The sequence below is a fragment of the Aeromonas sp. 5HA1 genome (assembly GCF_029237245.1).
GTDB classification, from domain to species: domain Bacteria; phylum Pseudomonadota; class Gammaproteobacteria; order Enterobacterales; family Aeromonadaceae; genus Aeromonas; species Aeromonas salmonicida.
In genome coordinates this window covers 40883-57639 of the sequence record NZ_JAACFW010000027.1, presented here as the reverse complement: position 1 = coordinate 57639, position 16757 = coordinate 40883, and the positions used below count along the sequence as shown (strand labels likewise).

Annotated in this window: 15 protein-coding genes; 6 read left to right on the top strand and 9 right to left on the bottom strand. The window is 60.1% G+C overall.

Features of this window, described 5'->3' with window-relative positions; all coding sequences use genetic code 11:
* Window positions 1-212: 212 nt before the first annotated feature.
* From GWQ27_RS19625 to GWQ27_RS19605, 5 genes are all read left to right on the top strand, one after another.
* Window positions 213-962 (top strand): HAD-IIA family hydrolase, encoded by a 750-nt coding sequence (locus GWQ27_RS19625; protein WP_058395458.1) that lies wholly within the window; start codon window positions 213-215, stop codon window positions 960-962.
* Window positions 963-982: 20 nt separating this feature from the next.
* Window positions 983-2602, top strand: coding sequence for a cation:proton antiporter family protein (locus tag GWQ27_RS19620; protein WP_275908128.1), 1620 nt, complete (start codon window positions 983-985; stop codon window positions 2600-2602).
* An 89-nt stretch (window positions 2603-2691) separates the two neighbouring features.
* Window positions 2692-3060 carry a cupin domain-containing protein gene (locus tag GWQ27_RS19615; protein WP_275908127.1) on the top strand — a complete coding sequence of 123 codons (369 nt, stop codon included), beginning with the start codon at window positions 2692-2694 and terminating at the stop codon, window positions 3058-3060.
* A 192-nt stretch (window positions 3061-3252) separates the two neighbouring features.
* A complete protein-coding gene (gene asnB, locus GWQ27_RS19610) occupies window positions 3253-4917 on the top strand; it encodes an asparagine synthase B (protein ID WP_275908126.1) in 1665 nt (554 codons plus the stop codon).
* A gap of 213 nt (window positions 4918-5130) precedes the next feature.
* The gene (locus tag GWQ27_RS19605; RefSeq protein ID WP_275908125.1) at window positions 5131-5631 is read left to right on the top strand and encodes a thioredoxin family protein; all 501 of its coding nucleotides are present in this window, start codon (window positions 5131-5133) and stop codon (window positions 5629-5631) included.
* Between the two features lie 98 nt (window positions 5632-5729).
* Here the strand turns inward: GWQ27_RS19605 and maiA are convergent, their stop codons facing one another.
* From maiA to GWQ27_RS19575, 6 genes are all read right to left on the bottom strand, one after another.
* Window positions 5730-6368: a maleylacetoacetate isomerase gene (maiA, locus tag GWQ27_RS19600; RefSeq protein WP_059112193.1), complete on the bottom strand. Its 639-nt coding sequence runs from the start codon at window positions 6366-6368 to the stop codon at window positions 5730-5732.
* A 73-nt stretch (window positions 6369-6441) separates the two neighbouring features.
* On the bottom strand, window positions 6442-7440 hold the full coding sequence (locus tag GWQ27_RS19595; RefSeq protein ID WP_275908124.1) for a fumarylacetoacetate hydrolase family protein: 999 nt from the start codon (window positions 7438-7440) through the stop codon (window positions 6442-6444).
* A gap of 8 nt (window positions 7441-7448) precedes the next feature.
* Entirely contained in the window at window positions 7449-8606 is a 1158-nt protein-coding gene (locus GWQ27_RS19590; RefSeq protein WP_125608853.1) for a homogentisate 1,2-dioxygenase, read from the bottom strand.
* Window positions 8599-9711 carry a 4-hydroxyphenylpyruvate dioxygenase gene (gene hppD / locus GWQ27_RS19585; protein ID WP_058395467.1) on the bottom strand — a complete coding sequence of 371 codons (1113 nt, stop codon included), beginning with the start codon at window positions 9709-9711 and terminating at the stop codon, window positions 8599-8601. Before hppD ends, GWQ27_RS19590 begins: the two co-directional genes overlap by 8 nt.
* A 258-nt stretch (window positions 9712-9969) precedes the next feature.
* Window positions 9970-10602 carry an HAD family hydrolase gene (locus GWQ27_RS19580; RefSeq protein ID WP_096118303.1) on the bottom strand — a complete coding sequence of 211 codons (633 nt, stop codon included), beginning with the start codon at window positions 10600-10602 and terminating at the stop codon, window positions 9970-9972.
* A 17-nt stretch (window positions 10603-10619) separates the two neighbouring features.
* Window positions 10620-11279 (bottom strand): TIGR01621 family pseudouridine synthase, encoded by a 660-nt coding sequence (locus tag GWQ27_RS19575; RefSeq protein ID WP_275908123.1) that lies wholly within the window; start codon window positions 11277-11279, stop codon window positions 10620-10622.
* Window positions 11280-11369: 90 nt separating this feature from the next.
* On the opposite strand from GWQ27_RS19575, the gene GWQ27_RS19570 reads away from it, so the two are divergent.
* Window positions 11370-12953 (top strand): GGDEF domain-containing protein, encoded by a 1584-nt coding sequence (locus tag GWQ27_RS19570; RefSeq protein WP_275908122.1) that lies wholly within the window; start codon window positions 11370-11372, stop codon window positions 12951-12953.
* A gap of 132 nt (window positions 12954-13085) precedes the next feature.
* Here the strand turns inward: GWQ27_RS19570 and GWQ27_RS19565 are convergent, their stop codons facing one another.
* The 3 genes from GWQ27_RS19565 to GWQ27_RS19555 form a co-directional block, all read right to left on the bottom strand.
* Window positions 13086-14639: a PAS domain-containing methyl-accepting chemotaxis protein gene (locus GWQ27_RS19565; RefSeq protein ID WP_275908121.1), complete on the bottom strand. Its 1554-nt coding sequence runs from the start codon at window positions 14637-14639 to the stop codon at window positions 13086-13088.
* A gap of 237 nt (window positions 14640-14876) precedes the next feature.
* On the bottom strand, window positions 14877-15947 hold the full coding sequence (locus GWQ27_RS19560) for an ATP-binding protein (protein ID WP_275908120.1): 1071 nt from the start codon (window positions 15945-15947) through the stop codon (window positions 14877-14879).
* Window positions 15944-16672 (bottom strand): response regulator, encoded by a 729-nt coding sequence (locus GWQ27_RS19555; protein ID WP_059112184.1) that lies wholly within the window; start codon window positions 16670-16672, stop codon window positions 15944-15946. Before GWQ27_RS19555 ends, GWQ27_RS19560 begins: the two co-directional genes overlap by 4 nt.
* Between the last annotated feature and the right edge of the window lie 85 nt (window positions 16673-16757).

Here is a 16757-nt window from a genome sequence, read left to right as displayed (position 1 = left end):
GCTCCATCAGCACACAGACAGCGAGACCTGCCACTTGCAGAGCGGATCCCTTCCCTCTCCCTTTTCATTGTGTACCTATCTCGCCTGGTAGGGGGAGACTTGTCATCAAACCGACTTATAATGGCGTCACAAAAACAACATAACTGATTGAAGATATTAAGAGTTGGCGTCCGCCCCGCGTTCACTCTTGTGCCCTATACAAAGGAGTTCCCATGAAAAAAAGCGTCATCTGTGACATCGACGGCGTCATTCTGCACAACAACGATCTCATCCCCGGTGCCGACCGCTTCGTTCATCGCTTGCTGGAACAGGGCACCAAGCTCTTGTTCCTCACCAACTACCCGGCCCAGACCCAGAAAGATCTGCAAAACCGCTTCCGCTCCGCCGGGATCGAAGTACCGGAGGAGTGCTTCTACACCTCCGCCATGGGCACAGCCGATTTTCTCAAACGCCAGGATGGCAAGAAGGCCTATGTGATTGGCGAGGGGGCCCTGACCCACGAGCTCTACAAGGCCGGTTTCACCATCACCGACATAGACCCCGACTTCGTGGTCGTGGGCGAGACCCGCAACTACAACTGGACCATGATGCAGCTGGGGGCCAAGTTCGTGGATCAGGGGGCACGCTTCATCGCCACCAACCCCGATACCCATGGCCCCATGATGCATCCAGCCTGCGGCGCCCTCTGCGCTCCCATAGAGCGGATGACGGGCAAGAAGCCATTTTATGTGGGCAAGCCGAGCGCCTGGATCATTCGCGCGGCATTGAACCGGATGGAGGCCCACTCCGACGACACCATCATCATCGGCGACAACCTGCGCACCGATATTCTGGCGGGCTTCCAGGCCGGTCTTGAAACCGTGCTGGTGCTGTCAGGGGTGAGCAAGGTCGCGGATATCGATCGCATGCCGTTTCGCCCGAACCACATCTTCGACTCAGTCGTGGATATCGATATCGTCTGATGTGATCACAGGAGTCATCCATGGAACCGCTCTTCATTGCCGTCGCCTTCGCCTGCGGCATGCTGGTCAACCTGGTGGGGCTGCCGCCCCTGATCGGCTTTCTCGCCGCCGGTTTTGTGCTCAATGGCCTCGGCTATCAAAGCTCCGAAGTGCTGACCACGGTGGCCGAGCTGGGGGTGACCCTGATGCTGTTCACCATAGGCCTCAAGCTCAACATCAAGACCTTGCTGCGCCGTGACGTGTGGGGCACTGCCACCGTCCATATCCTGCTCTCCAGCGGCCTGTTCTGGGTGATCCTGCTCGCCTGCAAGGGGGTCGGCATGACCTTGATGCTGGATCTGGAGTGGCCCCACGCCATCATGTTGGGGTTTGCACTCTCCTTCTCCAGCACCGTCTTTGCGGTCAAGGTGCTGGAAGATCGCAGCGACATGAATGCCCTCTATGCCAAGCTGGCCATCGGGGTGCTGATCATGCAGGACATCTTCGCAGTGGGTTTTCTGACCGCCTCCACCGGCAAATTACCCAGTATCTGGGCGCTCTGGATACTGGCGCTGCCCTTCCTGCGCCCCCTGCTGTTCAAGCTGCTGGAGCGGGCCGGTCACGGTGAATTGCAGATGCTGATGGGGATCACCCTGGCCCTGGTGCTGGGGGCCGCCGCCTTTGAGGCTGTCGGCTTGAAGCCGGACTTGGGGGCCCTGGTGATCGGCATGCTGCTGGCTTCCCACCCTGCGGCGGCGGGGATGGCAAAATCCCTGTTCAGCCTCAAGGATCTGTTCCTCATCTGCTTTTTTCTCTCCATCGGCCTCAACGGCATGCCGACCCAGGAAACCATGTGGATGACACTGGTGCTGATGCTGGCACTGCCGCTCAAAAGCGCCCTCTATTATCTGGTCTACAGCGGTGCCCGGCTGCGGGTACGAACCGCGTTGCTCTCGACGCTGGCTCTCACCAACTACTCGGAGTTCGGCCTGATTGTGGCCGCCATTGCCGCCAAGGCGGGCTGGCTCTCCCACGAATGGCTGGTCGCCCTCTCACTGGCGCTGGCGGGCAGCTTCATGCTGTCGGCCCCGCTCAATAGCTACAGCGAGTGGATCTATCAGCACATAGGCCCCTGGTTGCGCCGCCTGCAATCGGACACCCTGCACCTGGATGACAGGCCCATCGAACTGGGGGATGCAGAGGTGATCATCCTCGGCATGGGGCGCATCGGACAGGGCGCCTATCATGAGCTGGAGCGCAAATATGGCAACGTCATACTGGGGGTCGAGAACAACGGGGACAAGGCCCCCCTGCTGCGCGAACAGGGAATGAACGTGCTGGAAGGGGATGCCACCGATACCGACTTCTGGGACAAGGTGATCCTCTCCCATCAGGTTCAGCTGGTGATCCTCGCCATGCCCCATCACTCGGGCAACCTCTACGCCATCGACAAGCTGCGCAGCCACGGTTTTCACGGCAAGATAGCGGCCATAGTCCGCTTCGAGGATGATATCGCCTCGCTGCGTGAACAGGGCGTCGATGCAGTGTTCAACGTCTACGACGAGGCAGGCAGTGGCTTCGCTCGCCACGTCATCAGGGAGTTGCAGCCACTCGGCACCGAGGCCCCCCTTGTCAAGGAGTGGCCACCTCGTTTAACTTAACGTCAACATTGTTAAACAAACTAAACGAATGCGGGGCCAGGATGGCCCCGCACTCTCAATCTCTCACTCACCATTGGCAAGGATGCACCATGAAAACCCTTAACGACTGGGTACTGCTCAACCAGCACGCCGTCTCCCCCACCCCGCTCACGCCCCCAGCCGAGCGCATCAAGGCCGGCAACCCTGAACAAACCCTCTGGAACCACTACTCGGATCCCAGCCAGCAGTTTCACGTGGGCTTCTGGGCCTGCGAGCCGGGGCGTTGGGCCATCCACTACACGGAGCACGAATATTGCCAGCTGCTGGAAGGGGATGTGGTGATCCACGACAGCCTGGGGGGTCAACTTGCCCTCAAACCGGGGGATCAGTTCGTTATTCCGGCGGGCTTTGTCGGGGAGTGGGAGACACTCACCTCCTGTCGCAAGGTCTATGTGATCTTCGAGCCCGCCACCGCTTGACGTTGGCGTCAACTCGCCCTGTTTTTCCACTCGGCCCATCTGCCCGTCTGCTTGACGTTTACGGCATGATTTTCTGCGGTTTTCCCGCTTGCAAAAGGTTTTTGCGCTAGGCATTGTGATTGACGAGGAATGTAAATGGAATTTCGAGCCCGTATGTGGGGGCTCCTATAAAAATCAAGAGGATTACCGCCAATGTGTTCTATTTTCGGCATTCTGGACATCAAATCCGATGCAGCAGCCTTGCGCAAATCGGCGCTGGAGATGTCCAAGCGATTGCGTCACCGCGGTCCTGACTGGTCCGGCGTCTACAGCACAGACAAAGCCATACTGGTGCACGAGCGCCTGGCCATCGTCGATCCGGGCAATGGCGCCCAGCCGCTCTACAACCCGGAGCGCACTCACGTATTGGCCGTCAACGGCGAGATCTACAACCACAAGGAACTCGAGAAGAACCTCAAGGTCGACTTCCAGTTCCAGACCCACTCCGACTGCGAGGTGCTGCTGGCACTCTACAAGGAGAAGGGCCCCGCCTTTTTGGACGATCTCAACGGCATCTTCGCCTTCATCCTCTATGACGCCGAGCAGGATGCCTACCTGATTGGTCGTGACCACATGGGGATCATCCCCCTCTATACCGGTCGCGATGAGCACGGCAACTTCTATGTCGCCTCCGAGATGAAAGCCCTGGTGCCGGTTTGCAAGAGCGTCGAAACCTTCCCGCCCGGACATTACCTCTGGAGCAAGGATGGTGAGCTCAAACAGTGGTACAAGCGCGACTGGATGGAATACGGCGCTGTCGAGCACAAGGTCAGCGACAGAGCGGAACTGAAAGCCGCGCTGGAAGCGGCCGTCAAGCGTCAGCTGATGTGCGACGTGCCCTATGGTGTGCTGCTCTCCGGCGGACTGGATTCGTCCGTCATCTCCGCCATTGCCAAGATCTACGCCGCCCGCCGGGTGGAGGACGATGGCAACAGTGCCGCCTGGTGGCCGCAGCTGCACTCCTTTGCCGTGGGGCTGGAAGGCTCGCCGGATCTCGCCGCCGCCCGCAAGGTGGCTGACCATCTGGGTACCATCCACCACCAGATCCACTTCACAGTGCAGGAAGGGCTGGATGCCCTGCGCGACGTCATCTATCACCTCGAGACCTATGACGTCACCACCATCCGCGCCTCCACCCCCATGTACCTGATGGCCCGTTACATCAAGGCGATGGGCATCAAGATGGTGCTCTCGGGCGAAGGCTCCGACGAGCTGTTCGGTGGTTACCTCTACTTCCACAAGGCGCCCAACGCCAAAGAGTTCCACGAAGAGAACGTGCGCAAGCTCGCCTCCCTGCACTTGTATGACTGCCTGCGCGCCAACAAGTCCATGGCCGCCTGGGGTGTGGAAGGCCGCGTGCCCTTCCTCGACAAGGAGTTCATGGACGTGGCGATGCGCCTCAACCCTGCCGACAAGATGTGTGGCAACGGCAAGATCGAGAAGCACATACTGCGTGAAGCCTTCGAGGAGCTGTTGCCCCACGAAGTGGCCTGGCGCCAGAAAGAGCAGTTCTCCGACGGCGTGGGTTACTCCTGGATTGACAGCCTCAAGGCCATGGTCGAGGTCGAAGTGACGGATCAGATGTTCGAGGCGGCGGCATTCCGCTTCCCCGTCAACACCCCGCTCACCAAGGAGGCCTATTTTTATCGCGCCATCTTCGACGAGCACTTCCCGCTGGAGTCCGCCGCCCGTACCGTGCCCTACGGCAAGTCGGTCGCCTGCTCCACTCCTACCGCCTTGGAGTGGGATGCCAAGTTCAAGGAGATGGCCGACCCGTCCGGCCGCGCCGTGATGGACGTCCACCAGCAGAGTTACTGACAGGCTGACGGGTATGCGCAGATAAGCAAATACCCACGACCAAGCCAGTCCATCACTGCCAAGCCCCTCACTCAGCTGAGGGGCTTTTGTTTTTCCGCGTCTATCCATTCCCATTTTTCGCATATTCCCTGCCACGCTTGCTGCTTGGCGAAGGGGCTCGCTCGTGTCACATTGTTCAGGCTTGGAAGCAACGAACAACACAAGGAGAAAAGGATGAAGCGACTGCTATTGCCGCTGGTGCTTGGCACGGCCCTGTTCCATGGCGAGGCGTACAGCACCGGCCATCTCTGGGCCAAGGCGCTGCCCGATTACAGTCAGGGATATGACAAGCAGCGGGATCCGGCGCAGGATCTGGCCTCCGCCACCGCCAAGGCACAGAGGGAGGGCAAGAAGGTGTTGCTGCTGGTCGGCGGAGAATGGTGCAGCTGGTGCCAGGAGATGAACCACTTCCTGGACCGGGAGCCAACCCTTGCCAGTCAGTTCAACCAGACCTTCGTGGTGGTCAAGGTGAACGTCAGCAAGGCGAACAAGAATGAGCCCTTCCTGAAACGCTACCCCGAGTACCTGGGGGTGCCCCACTTCTACGTGCTGGATGCCAAGGGCAAGCTGCTGGAATCGGTCAATACCGGGCTGCTGGAGAAGGGAAGGAGCTACGACGAGGCGAAATTCGGCAAGTTTATCGCCTTCTTCCAGCCACCATCTGAACGCAGCTGAGTTGCCTCGACTCACCCCATAACGCCATCGCCCCGCACTGTTGGAGACAAGGGGGCGGGGCGATGGGTTTCAAAAAACGCTTTCGAGTCAGTCAAATATCAAGGCTGCGCATCCGGCTGATTGGCGGGTGCGGCCTTGATAAAGGCCTGCAGTTGCTCGCAGTTGGCGACGATGCGGGCGATAGTGGGGTACTCATCCAGGGTCATGTCGTAGCGGCGGGCGTTGTAGACCTGGGGCACCAGCATACAGTCGGCCAGGGTCACCTCGTTGCCGACGCAATAGACGCCGGCCGTGGTCATCAACAAGGGCTCGAGCACCCTGAAGGTCTCGTCAATCCAGTGGCGATACCAGGCGTCACGCTGCGCCTTGCCTAGCCCCAGATCCTGCTCCAGATAGGTGAGCACCCGCAGGTTGTCGAGGGGGTGCGTATCGCAGGCGATCATGTTGACTATCTGGCGCACCCTGGCCCGCGCCTGGGCGGCTGATGGCATCAGCGGATAGGCAGGATAGGTTTCGTCGAGGTACTCCATGATGGCAACCGACTGACCGAACTGCACATCCCCGTCGATAAGAAAGGGCACCAGCCCCTGGGGGTTGACACGATGATAAGCCTTCTCGCGCTGCTCGCCCTGCCTCAAGTTGACCGGGTGATACTCATAATCGAGCCCCTTGAGCTGCATGACTATCCGTACCCGATAACTTGCCGATGAACGCCAATATCCAAACAACTGCAACATAATCTGTCCCTGTGTTGGCAGGTGCACGGGCACCTGCCGTTCACCAGTCGGCCCTGTGTCCGCGCTGGCTTATTCACTTCGTCTGGCTGGCATCCTGTTGCGTGACTTTTTGCAAAATGGTGCCGAACAGACTCATCCCGTTGCGATCCTGCATCGCGATGGACACTGTATCACCAAAGCACAGAAAGGGTGTAGTGGCTTGACCTGACTCGATAATTTCCAACATCCGCCGTTCGGCGAGGCAGGAGGAACCGGCGCTGCGGTCATAGTTGGAGACAGTCCCCGAGCCGATAATGCAGCCCGCCCCGAGCGGCCGGGTTTTGGCGGCATGGGCAATCAGCTCGAAGAAGTTGAAGGTCATGTCCACCCCGGCATTGGGCGCGCCAAACAGCGCGCCGTTGAGGTGCGTTTCCAGCGGCAGATGCACCTTGCCATCCTGCCAGTCACTGCCCAGCTCGTCCGGCGTGATGGCCACCGGCGAGAAGGCGCTCGACGGTTTGGACTGGAAGAAGCCAAAGCCCTTGGCCAGCTCGCCCGGAATAAGGTTGCGCAGGCTCACGTCGTTCACCAGCATCAACAGTTTGACGTGGGCGGCGGCCGCCTGCGGGCTGGTGCCCATGGGCACGTCGTCGGTAATGATGGCCACTTCCGACTCAAAATCGATACCCCAGGCCTCCGAGCCCATGACGATGGGACCACGGGGGGCCAGAAAGCAGTCCGAGCCGCCCTGGTAGATCAGGGGATCGTGCCAGAAGCTTTCCGGCATCTCGGCGCCGCGGGCCTTGCGCACCAGCTCCACATGGTTGACGTAGGCGCTGCCGTCGGCCCATTGGTAGGCACGGGGCAAGGGCGAGAGACACGCACTCTCATCAAACGGGAAGGCATCGGCACAGGTGCCATCGTTGAGGGTCTGATAGATGGAGGCCAGCTTGGGCTCGGTCTCAGCCCACTCATCGAGGGCCGCCTGCAGGGTGGGGGCGATGGACGCCACCCGCACTGCACGGCTCAAATCCCGGCTGACCACCACCAGGGCGCCATCGCGCTTGCCATTGTTCAAGGTTGCAAGTTTCATAAAAATCCTTATTTGCCAGTGGCAGTCGAAAGTTCGGGACGCTGCCAGCTGCTGACGTAGCGCGGGTTTTCTATCCCCTCGCACAGGCCGCCAACATTGAGCGCATCGCGGGTATCCAGCATCACGGCCACCTCGTCGGTGAACTTCTTGGCATAGGCCTGCCCCGCCGCAAACGCCTTGGGATGGGGGCCGTGGGTGAAACCGGCGGGGTGGAAAGTAACCATGCCCCGCTCGATATTGTCCCGGCTGAAGAAGTCCCCTGCGTGATAGAAGAGCACCTCGTCGTAGTCGTCGTTGCTGTGGTAGAAGGGCACTTTGAGGGCGCCGGGGTCACTCTCTATGGGGCGCGGCACGAAGGTGCAGATCACAAACCGGCTCGCCACGAAGGTGGAGTGGGCCGAGGGCGGCAAGTGGTAGCGGTGGCTCATCAACGGGCGAATGTCGCGCCAGTTGAGGCGCACCACGCACAAATCCCCGTGCCAGCCCTGGGCATCCAGCGGGTTGAAGGGCCAGGTGATAACCGACACCTGGTTGTGGCGCTTGACCTGCAGCGACCAGGGATTCTCATCCTGCTGGGCCAGAAAGCGTTCATTGATGGCAGGCACATCCAGCGCCGCCGGATCGAAGATGGCGTGATTGCCCACCAGCCCCTTGTCCGGCAGCTGATAGCTGTCGTTGGTCGCCTCTATCATCAAAATGAACATGGGCGCCGTGGGCTCGATGCGCCACATGGTGCCACGGGGGATCACCACATAGTCGCCATCCCGCAAGGTCAGGTGGCCGTAGTCGCAATAAAACTCGCCACTGCCCTCGTGGATGAACAGCAGCTCGTCGCCGTCGGCATTGCGCACCAGAAACGGCATAGGCTCGTGCAAACGCCACATCCGGTAGCGGCAGTGAGCATTGTGCAGAATATCCGGCATCACCCAGGGGGAGAGGGAACTCACCTCCTCCTGCAAGCCGTTCAAGTCAAACGCCCTCGGCCGCAGCGGCCCCTCCCAGTTGGTCCAGTCAGTGGGAGCATGCTTGTGGTGCATATGGGTGGCGGGGCCGAAGAAGCCGGCCCGCCCCAGTTCGCGCTCATAGATGGCCTGCTCTGGCAGATCGGCATGAGCCTGACGGGAGTGAGTTCCCTCCCGATGAGGAAAGCTTATCCAGTTACGCATCGCTGGGTTCTCCATGCAACACACCACGGCGGATCTGGTCCAGTTCAATGGATTCGAACAGTGCCTGGAAATTGCCCTCGCCAAACCCTTCATTGCCCTTGCGCTGAATGATCTCGAAGAACACCGGGCCTATGACGGTGTCGGTGAAGATCTGCAGCAGTATGCCGTCCTTGGTGGGAGAACCATCGATGAGGATCTGCAGATCCTTGAGGGAGGCCAGATCTTCCTGATGGCCCTCGACCCGGCTGTTGACCTTCTCGTAGTAGGTGTCCGGGGTCGGCATAAAACCGGTACCACGGCCACGCAGGGTGCGGATGGTCTGGTAGATGTCACTGGAAGCGAGCGCTATGTGCTGGATCCCCTCCCCCTTGTACTGACGCAGGTACTCCTCAATCTGGGACTTGTCATCGGAGGATTCGTTGATGGGGATGCGGATTTTGCCGCAGGGGGCCGTCATGGCACGAGAGTGCAGGCCGGTCAGCTTGCCCTCTATGTCGAAGTAGCGAATTTCACGGAAATTGCCGATCCGCTCATAGAAGTTCGACCAGACATCCATGTTGCCACGCTGGACGTTGTGGGTCAGGTGATCGATCTCGTAGAGTCCCGCATCCACCTCGGCCATGCGCGCCTGCCAGTCGGGGTAAAATACAAAATCCACGTCATAGATGGAGCCCTTGTCGCCGTAGCGGTCAACAAACGACAGTGTGCTCTCGCCTATGCCATAGATGGCGGGAATGTTGAGCTCCATGGGCCCTATCTTGCCGACGAAGGGCTTGGCCCCCTTGGTGATGGCGTATTGCTGGGCCTTGCCCGCATCCGCCACCCGAAAGGCCATGCCGCACACACTGGGCCCGTGCAGGCTGGCGAACTGCTCCGCCTGGGAGTGGGGCTCGGCGTTGACCACGAAGTTGATGTCACCCTGACGATAGAGCCAGCACTGCTTGTGCTTGTGCTTTGCCACTTCGGCAAAACCCAGTGAAACGAACAACGCCTTGAGAGCGGCAATGCCCTTGGCATCCGGCGCTGTGTACTCGACGAATTCGAAGCCATCCGAGCCGAGGGGATTGATGGTGTGGGAACGGGAAGAGGAGGAAGTGGTCGTCATGATGCGCTCCTTGCAATGTGCTGATGACTGAAAGTGGTTAAAGCGGTTTGACCTGGGGCGACGGCCTGACCGTCGATCCCGTCAAACAGGCCTTGTTAACAACTTGTTTCATTAGATGCAGGTGCGCAGCAGAAGAGAAGAGGCGGGTTTCAGATACTTTCTCGGGGTCCTCCACCAAAAGATGTAAATAGATTGTGACATTCAAGCCGCAGCCTTGCGGATCGCCCCATGGCGACCCGGCAGGCTGTCAGCTTTGCCTTACAGTCGCCAGCATTTGGTCATGATGTGGGGCAAACAGGCCTGCGCCTTTTGCAGACGAAGCGGGGTGGGATTGATGAGCCAGGCCTCTGCGCCCTGCGCCAGCAGCGGCAGATCGTGCAGGCTGTCACTCAGGGCCAGCGTCACAGTGAGGGCGCGGATCTCGGGCATTATCTTGTGCTGACCGTGGCAGTAAAAGCGCGGCATCAAGCCCCCCAAGCGGTAGTGCATCCGCGAGCCCAGGGTGCGATGGGGCAGCTTGCCAGGCAACTGTTGATGGAGCTGCCCGCGCACCAGGGCGCGAGGGCTGGCGGAGATCACCCAGCAGCGATCACCGTCTTTCATCAGCAAGGCGCGCGCCTCGCGAAACAGCCCAGGCCGGGTGCGGCAATAGGCCCGCACCAGTTTGCGCCAGCCCAGTGGCGAAAGCCCCAGTGTGATGGCCCACCAGATCAGCGAAATCCCCTGCCTGCGCCGGCTTGGCACGAGGTAAACCAGGCCACCCAGTGCGATCACCGGCAGCAGCAAGAGTGGCCAGAGGCGACGGCGCAGTATATAGCGCAGCAAGCCGGCGTGGCTGTCGCCCGGGGCCAGGGTGTCGTCAAAGTCAGCCAGGATCCAGTCTGTACGCATAGTATCTTGTCCTCCCCTCACTCACTCAATCCGGCGATGGCGACATGGAGCTCGGGGGTGAGAAACATGGCCCCCTCATCGGGAGGGCAGATAAAATCGAATGCCTCGTCTGCCAGGGTGAAACTCAGGCGCCAGGCATGCAGGTAGCCGCGGTCGGCCGCCGTGCCGCCGTAACGTTCATCCCCCAGAATGGGTGCCCCTATGCTTTTCAAGGCAACCCGGATCTGGTGGGTCTTGCCGGTCTGGGGCTTGATGCGATAGAGCCGCAGGCCCTCGCGCACCGGCACAGAGTCAAACCAGCTGATGGCGGGGTTGTCCAGGCTGCGCGCCAGCATCCAGCTGCCACCCCGCCCTTTTTGCATGTCCCCTTTTACCCAGCCCTGCTTCTTTTTGGGCTTGCGATCTGAGAGGGCCAGATACTGCTTGCTCACCTGTCGATCCGCAAATGCCATGCTGAGTGCCCGGTTCGCCTCCGTGGTACGCGCCAGCAACACCAGACCAGAGGTCATCTTGTCGAGCCGATGAACGGGATAAAGCACCAGCCCGGTGTCGGCCTTGACGCGACTGACCAATCCCGGATTGACCTGACCCGACTCACCGGCTTCGTCATGCATGCCAAGGCCCGGCCCTTTGTTGATCAACATAAAATCTTTGTGCTGCGCTAGTATCCGGTACATCTATAACCTTTTAGAATGTGTTTCATTACAAGAATATGACTCCATCAAGGGGTCGCCCCCCCATGAATACTCAGAACAAGAATCGCACGGATGAAGAGATACTTGCTTTGGTTACTGCTGATTGGCGCCAGTTATATCGGGCCCCTCCTGGCCAATGAATCCTCCCTTGAAGCCCCGGAGCAGGTGGTGCTCCAGTTGCGCTGGCTGCACCAGCCCCAGTTTGTGGGCTATCACATGGCCAAGGCCAAGGGCTTCTATGCCAAAGCCGGACTGGACGTGGAGATAAGGCCCGGTGGCAAGGGAATAAGCCCGGTGGACGAGGTGCAAAGCGGTCGTGCCGACTTTGGCGTCGGCAACACAGAGGTACTGACCGCCTATGCCAATGGCAAGCCACTGCTGGCACTCGCCTGCGTCTTTCAGCACTCGCCGTCCATCTTCCTGGCCCGTCGTGACAGCGGCATTCTCACTGTTGATGGCATGCGTGGCAAACGGATCATGATGTTTTCCGCCCATCAGGATGCCGAGTTGCTGGCGACACTTTTCTATCAAGGTCTCAATGAAAGCCAACTTACCCCGATCCAGACCTCGGTCAATATCGATGATCTCGTCGAGGGCAGGGTCGATATCTTCAACGCCTATCTCAGCAACGAGCCTTTCTATCTGGAAGAGCGCGGCATCCCCGTCTCCATCATCAACCCGCGCAATTACGGCATCGACTTTTACAGCGACATACTCTTCACCACTCAGGCGCAGGAGCAGGCCCATCCGGGCAGGGTAGAGCGGTTTCGGACCGCCAGCCTTGAAGGGTGGCGCTATGCCCTCGCCCATCCCCAGGAGGCCATCGCCCTGCTGCGCAGTGAATACGGCGTCAACCGCAGTCAGGCCCACATGGAGTACGAGCTGCAGGTAAGCAAGGAGATGATACAACCGCTCTATGTGGAGATCGGGTATATGAACCCGGATCGCGTCACCCACATCATGGAGCAGCTGGCCGAAATCGGGCTCATCAAGCGACCCGTGCCGCTGACTGACTTTCTCTATCAGGCCCCCTCCGAGCAGTGGGTATTCTGGCGTCCCTGGTTTTTGCTGAGTCTGGCCGCCTGCGTGCTCATATTGCTGCTGGCGGTCTACCTGCTGGTGTGCAACAAACGGCTCAATCGCGAGATTGCCCTGCGCCAGCAGCGGGAAGAGGAGATATTGCAGCTGGCAAGGCAGGACCCGCTCACCGGCCTGCCCAACCGTCTGAGCCTGATGGAGCGGCTGGAGGCGCAGATAAGCAGCCCCAACCCCGGCTGCCTGCTGTTTTGCGATCTCAACAACTTCAAACAGGTCAACGACGGCTTTGGCCACAGCCATGGCGATGCCATCCTCTGCCAGCTGGCGGAGCGGATCACCCGCAGCCTCAACCACCAGCGCTTCTTCGCCAGACTGGCCGGTGACGAGTTCGTGCTCTTGCTCCCCGATCACGACCTGCTCGATGCCGAGGCCATTGCCGAGGTGATCAGAATGGCCATGGCCCAGCCATTTCAGGTCAAGGACCATCAACTCGAGGTTGGCATCAGCGTCGGGGTCAGCCAATACCAGCCGGGCTGGCGTGCCGAGCAGTGGCTTATCCACGCCGATCGCGCCATGTACAACGACAAGGGGATCGAGCTGGCGGTGGCGCCCCCCTAAGCCCTTCATCCTGACCTAGTCAGCCTGGCTGCACCTCACAACATCGCGCTGGCAGCGCCAAGGCGCAGGGCAGTACAAGGCAACAAGGCCACCGCTAGGTGGCCTTGTTGCTTTTGGTGAGCGCGCGGGAGATCAGCCGAAGGTCTGCCCCAAGGATTTGAGCTGTCTGGCCTTGGTCAACAGTATCTCGCTCGACTCATCCACATCCTGCATCTTGTTGCTGTTGGCGTGGGAGTGCTGGGAGATGAGGTTGACGTTCTGGCTGATGTTTTCGACTACCGCCTGTTGCTGCTCCGCCGCCGCCGAGATCTGGGCAGAGAAATCCATCACCAGTTCAATTTCGGCCAGTACCTGATGCAGGCTGCCGGAACCCTGACGGGTCATCTCCACGCAGGACTGCGTCTGTTGCAGGTTGTTCTGCATCATCCCCTTCCAGCCGTTCAGGGTGCGCTGGATCTGCCCTATGCTGCTCTGGATCTGCTCGGTCGCCTTGTGGGTCCGGGTCGACAGGGTACGTACCTCGTCCGCCACCACCGCAAACCCCCGCCCCTGCTCTCCCGCTCTGGCCGCTTCGATGGCGGCGTTGAGCGCCAGCAGGTTGGTCTGATCGGCGATGCCCTGAATTTCGCCCATCAAGACCCCGATACGATCCGATTCACTGGCCAGCGCTACCGCAGAAGCAAACGCATGCTCCGCCTCCGTCGCGAGCTCGGTTATCTTGCGCTCCGTGTCGAGCAACTGCTTGTCCGTGTGCTGGCAGTGAGCCTTGGCCTGAGCAACCTGGCTGTTGGTATCCTGAATGTTGCGGGCTATCTCCTGCGCCGTGCTCGCCATCTCGGTAATGGCCGCCGCCATCTGCTGGGTCTGGGCATCCTGCTCGGCAATGTCCGAGCTGACCTCACTGGAGGCACTCTTCAGGTGTACGGCCAGATCCTGCAGAGCGTGGGTGGCATCGTCTACCCGCCCCAGCACGGTCCGGATGCGGGCCTGCAGCAACTTGATGTGAAAATCGGCGATGGCGCTGGGCTCCTGACCCGAATAGATAAGCCGCGTCAGACTGTCATATTCATCGGCCAGCTGCTGCAAATAGCGCGGAGTCGTGATGAGCTCGTGGCGGTAGAGACCTCCCAGCAGCAGGAGTGGCAAAGCCATATAGAGCGGAGCCCAGGCTCCCAGCTGCACGGCCCCCAGCCAGGCCAGCGCCAGCAATCCTGCACCGGCAACCAGATGGCGCAGCCGTGACAGGGAAATACGGGGCTTGCGCCCTCCCTGCTCGGCGGCGCGCAGGCGGGCATAAGTCCTGGCGGCAATCTCCTTCATCTGCGGATCGGCACGGCAACGCACCGACTGATAGCCACTTATCTTGCCCTGCTCGAAGATGGGAGTGACATAGGCATCGACCCAGTAGTAGCGACCATCCTGGCAACGGTTCTTCACCATGCCGCGCCATGGCTGCCCCTGCTTGAGCTTGCCCCACAGATCGGCAAAGGCGGCCTTGGGCATGTCGGGATGGCGCACCATGTTGTGGTGCTGGCCTATCAGTTCGGCACGGCTGTAACCGGCAACCCGGCAGAAATGATCATTGGCATAAGTGATGACGCCACGCAGATCCGTGGTGGATACCAGCTGTTCATCCGCTGGGAAATCTACCTCCTGATCAACGAGATGTGTCTTTGTTTCACGCATACTCCACTCCCTCCTGAGCAATCACTCAACCAAGTGTTGGTAAGGAAATCAGGGCTGTAAAGGCGCGTAAAAACAGAATATGAAATATGCAGGCTGGCGCAGATTATGTCGTCAAATGGATGCTGACTGCAGGGCGATGAGACGCAGTAAAAAACCCGGCCAACAGCCTTGGTCGGGCTTTTTGTCAACCTGGCGAAAGGGATATCCCCGTCAATCTTTGGGTATAGTCCGGGGCGATCAGGACGTGGCCTGGATTGGCCAGGAAAGCAGGAATGTGGTGCCGCCCCGCCCGGTGGGCTGGCAAACCGCGCTGCCGCCGTGGGCCTCGGCAATGGCCTTGACCACGGCGAGTCCAAGTCCACTGCCGCCGCTCTTGCGCGAGCGTGACGGATCCCCCCGGCGAAACGCATCGAAAATGTAGGCCGCCACCTCCTCGCTGATGCCCGGGCCTTCATCTTCCACACTCAGGACGCACAGGTTGTCTGAGCGATACAGACGCACGGTCAGCAGGCCCGGCAGCGCGTGCTTCCGGGCATTCTCCAGCAGCGCCATCAGGGCCTGACGGATGCGAAACAGATCGCAGCAGACATGAAGTTCGCTATCCAGCTCACGCTTCAATACAAATCCGCTCGCCGCCAGAGGGTTGGCAAACGCCTCAAGCACCACGGCGAGCTCATCGGCCAGCCGGACCTCTGTCCGTTGCAACTCCAGGTGACCGCTGTCGTTGAGGCTCAATACCCGCAAGTCTTCGATCAGGTGATTGAGGCCTTCCACCTGACGCAGCAAGCCTTGGAACAGTTCGCTGCTGGGAGGAAACACCCCTTCGGCCAGCCCCTGCAAGCGGCCGCGCAAAATGGTGACGGGAGTGCGCAATTCGTGGGCGATGGCGGCATTCCAGAACTCCCGCTCACGGGTCATGCTCTGCAGACGTTCGGCCATGGTGTTGAAGTCGCGCACCAGTTGCGCCGTCTCCCCGATCGCCTGTTCATCCATCGGCACGCGGGCATCGAGCTTGCCCTCGGCCACCTCGCGCAGGCTGTTCGCCACCGAGTTGAGCGGGGTCAGTATGCGGCGAGAGAGGCGAACCGCCACGTACAGCGCCATTCCCAATGCAATGAGAATGGTCGAGCCGATCCAGATCATCTCGACCCTGGAGGGTATCCAGCTCTCGGAGATGCTGCCCGGCACATAAGTCACTGCAATGGCGTAGAAGACATAGGTGCCTATCACAGCAAGGGAGATGATGCCGAGCGCCATCAGGCCCAGAGAGCGGATGATCTGTCTGCGCAGGCCAGGTGTTGGTTTCATGTGTCGCCCCCGAAGCGATAGCCAACACCCCAGACACTGGCGGGGACCCCCTGAATGCCGTGTGTCTCCAGTTTTTTGCGCAACTTGCTGATGTGGCTATCCACAGTGCGCTCCTGGGTATCCCCCTCCGGCAAGCAGTGAGTCAGCAGTTCGGCGCGGCTGAACGCCCGTTTCGGCGCCCGCATCAAAGAGGCGAGCAACTTGAACTCGGTCAGGGTCAGCTCCAGCACCTGCTGCTGGTCATCGCGGACAATGCTGGCTTCGTGGCTCTCCAGATCGATCTGAAACTGGCCGACCCGCAGCACGTTCGCCGTGGCAGGCTTTACGGCCCGGGTGCGCCTGAGCACGGCCTGCACTCGCGCCACCACTTCGGCCGGATTGAAGGGTTTGACCACATAGTCATCCGCCCCCATGCGCAGCCCCATCAGCTTGTCGAGATCCTGATCGAGGGCGGTCAACATGATCACCGGCGTATCGCCGCGCGCCCGGATCTCGCTGAGCACCTGCCAGCCATCCAGTTGCGGCATCTGCACATCCAGCAGCAGGAGGTCGGGTTTGAATGCCTGATGCATGGCCAACGCTTCACGGCCATCGGCGGCGTGCAGGGAGCGCAAGCCATGACGTTGCAGGTAAGCGGCGAGGATATCGGCGATCTCGGCTTCATCCTCTGCAATCAGTACCAGTGACTGGCCTGCCGGGCTGGCGGAAGCATTGAGATGGGACATAGTCGGACTCGAAAAAAGGTGGCGTTGAACTTTATCATCGCCTCCATGGATTCTCCACAAAGCCTCGAATCATTCGCAATAGCCC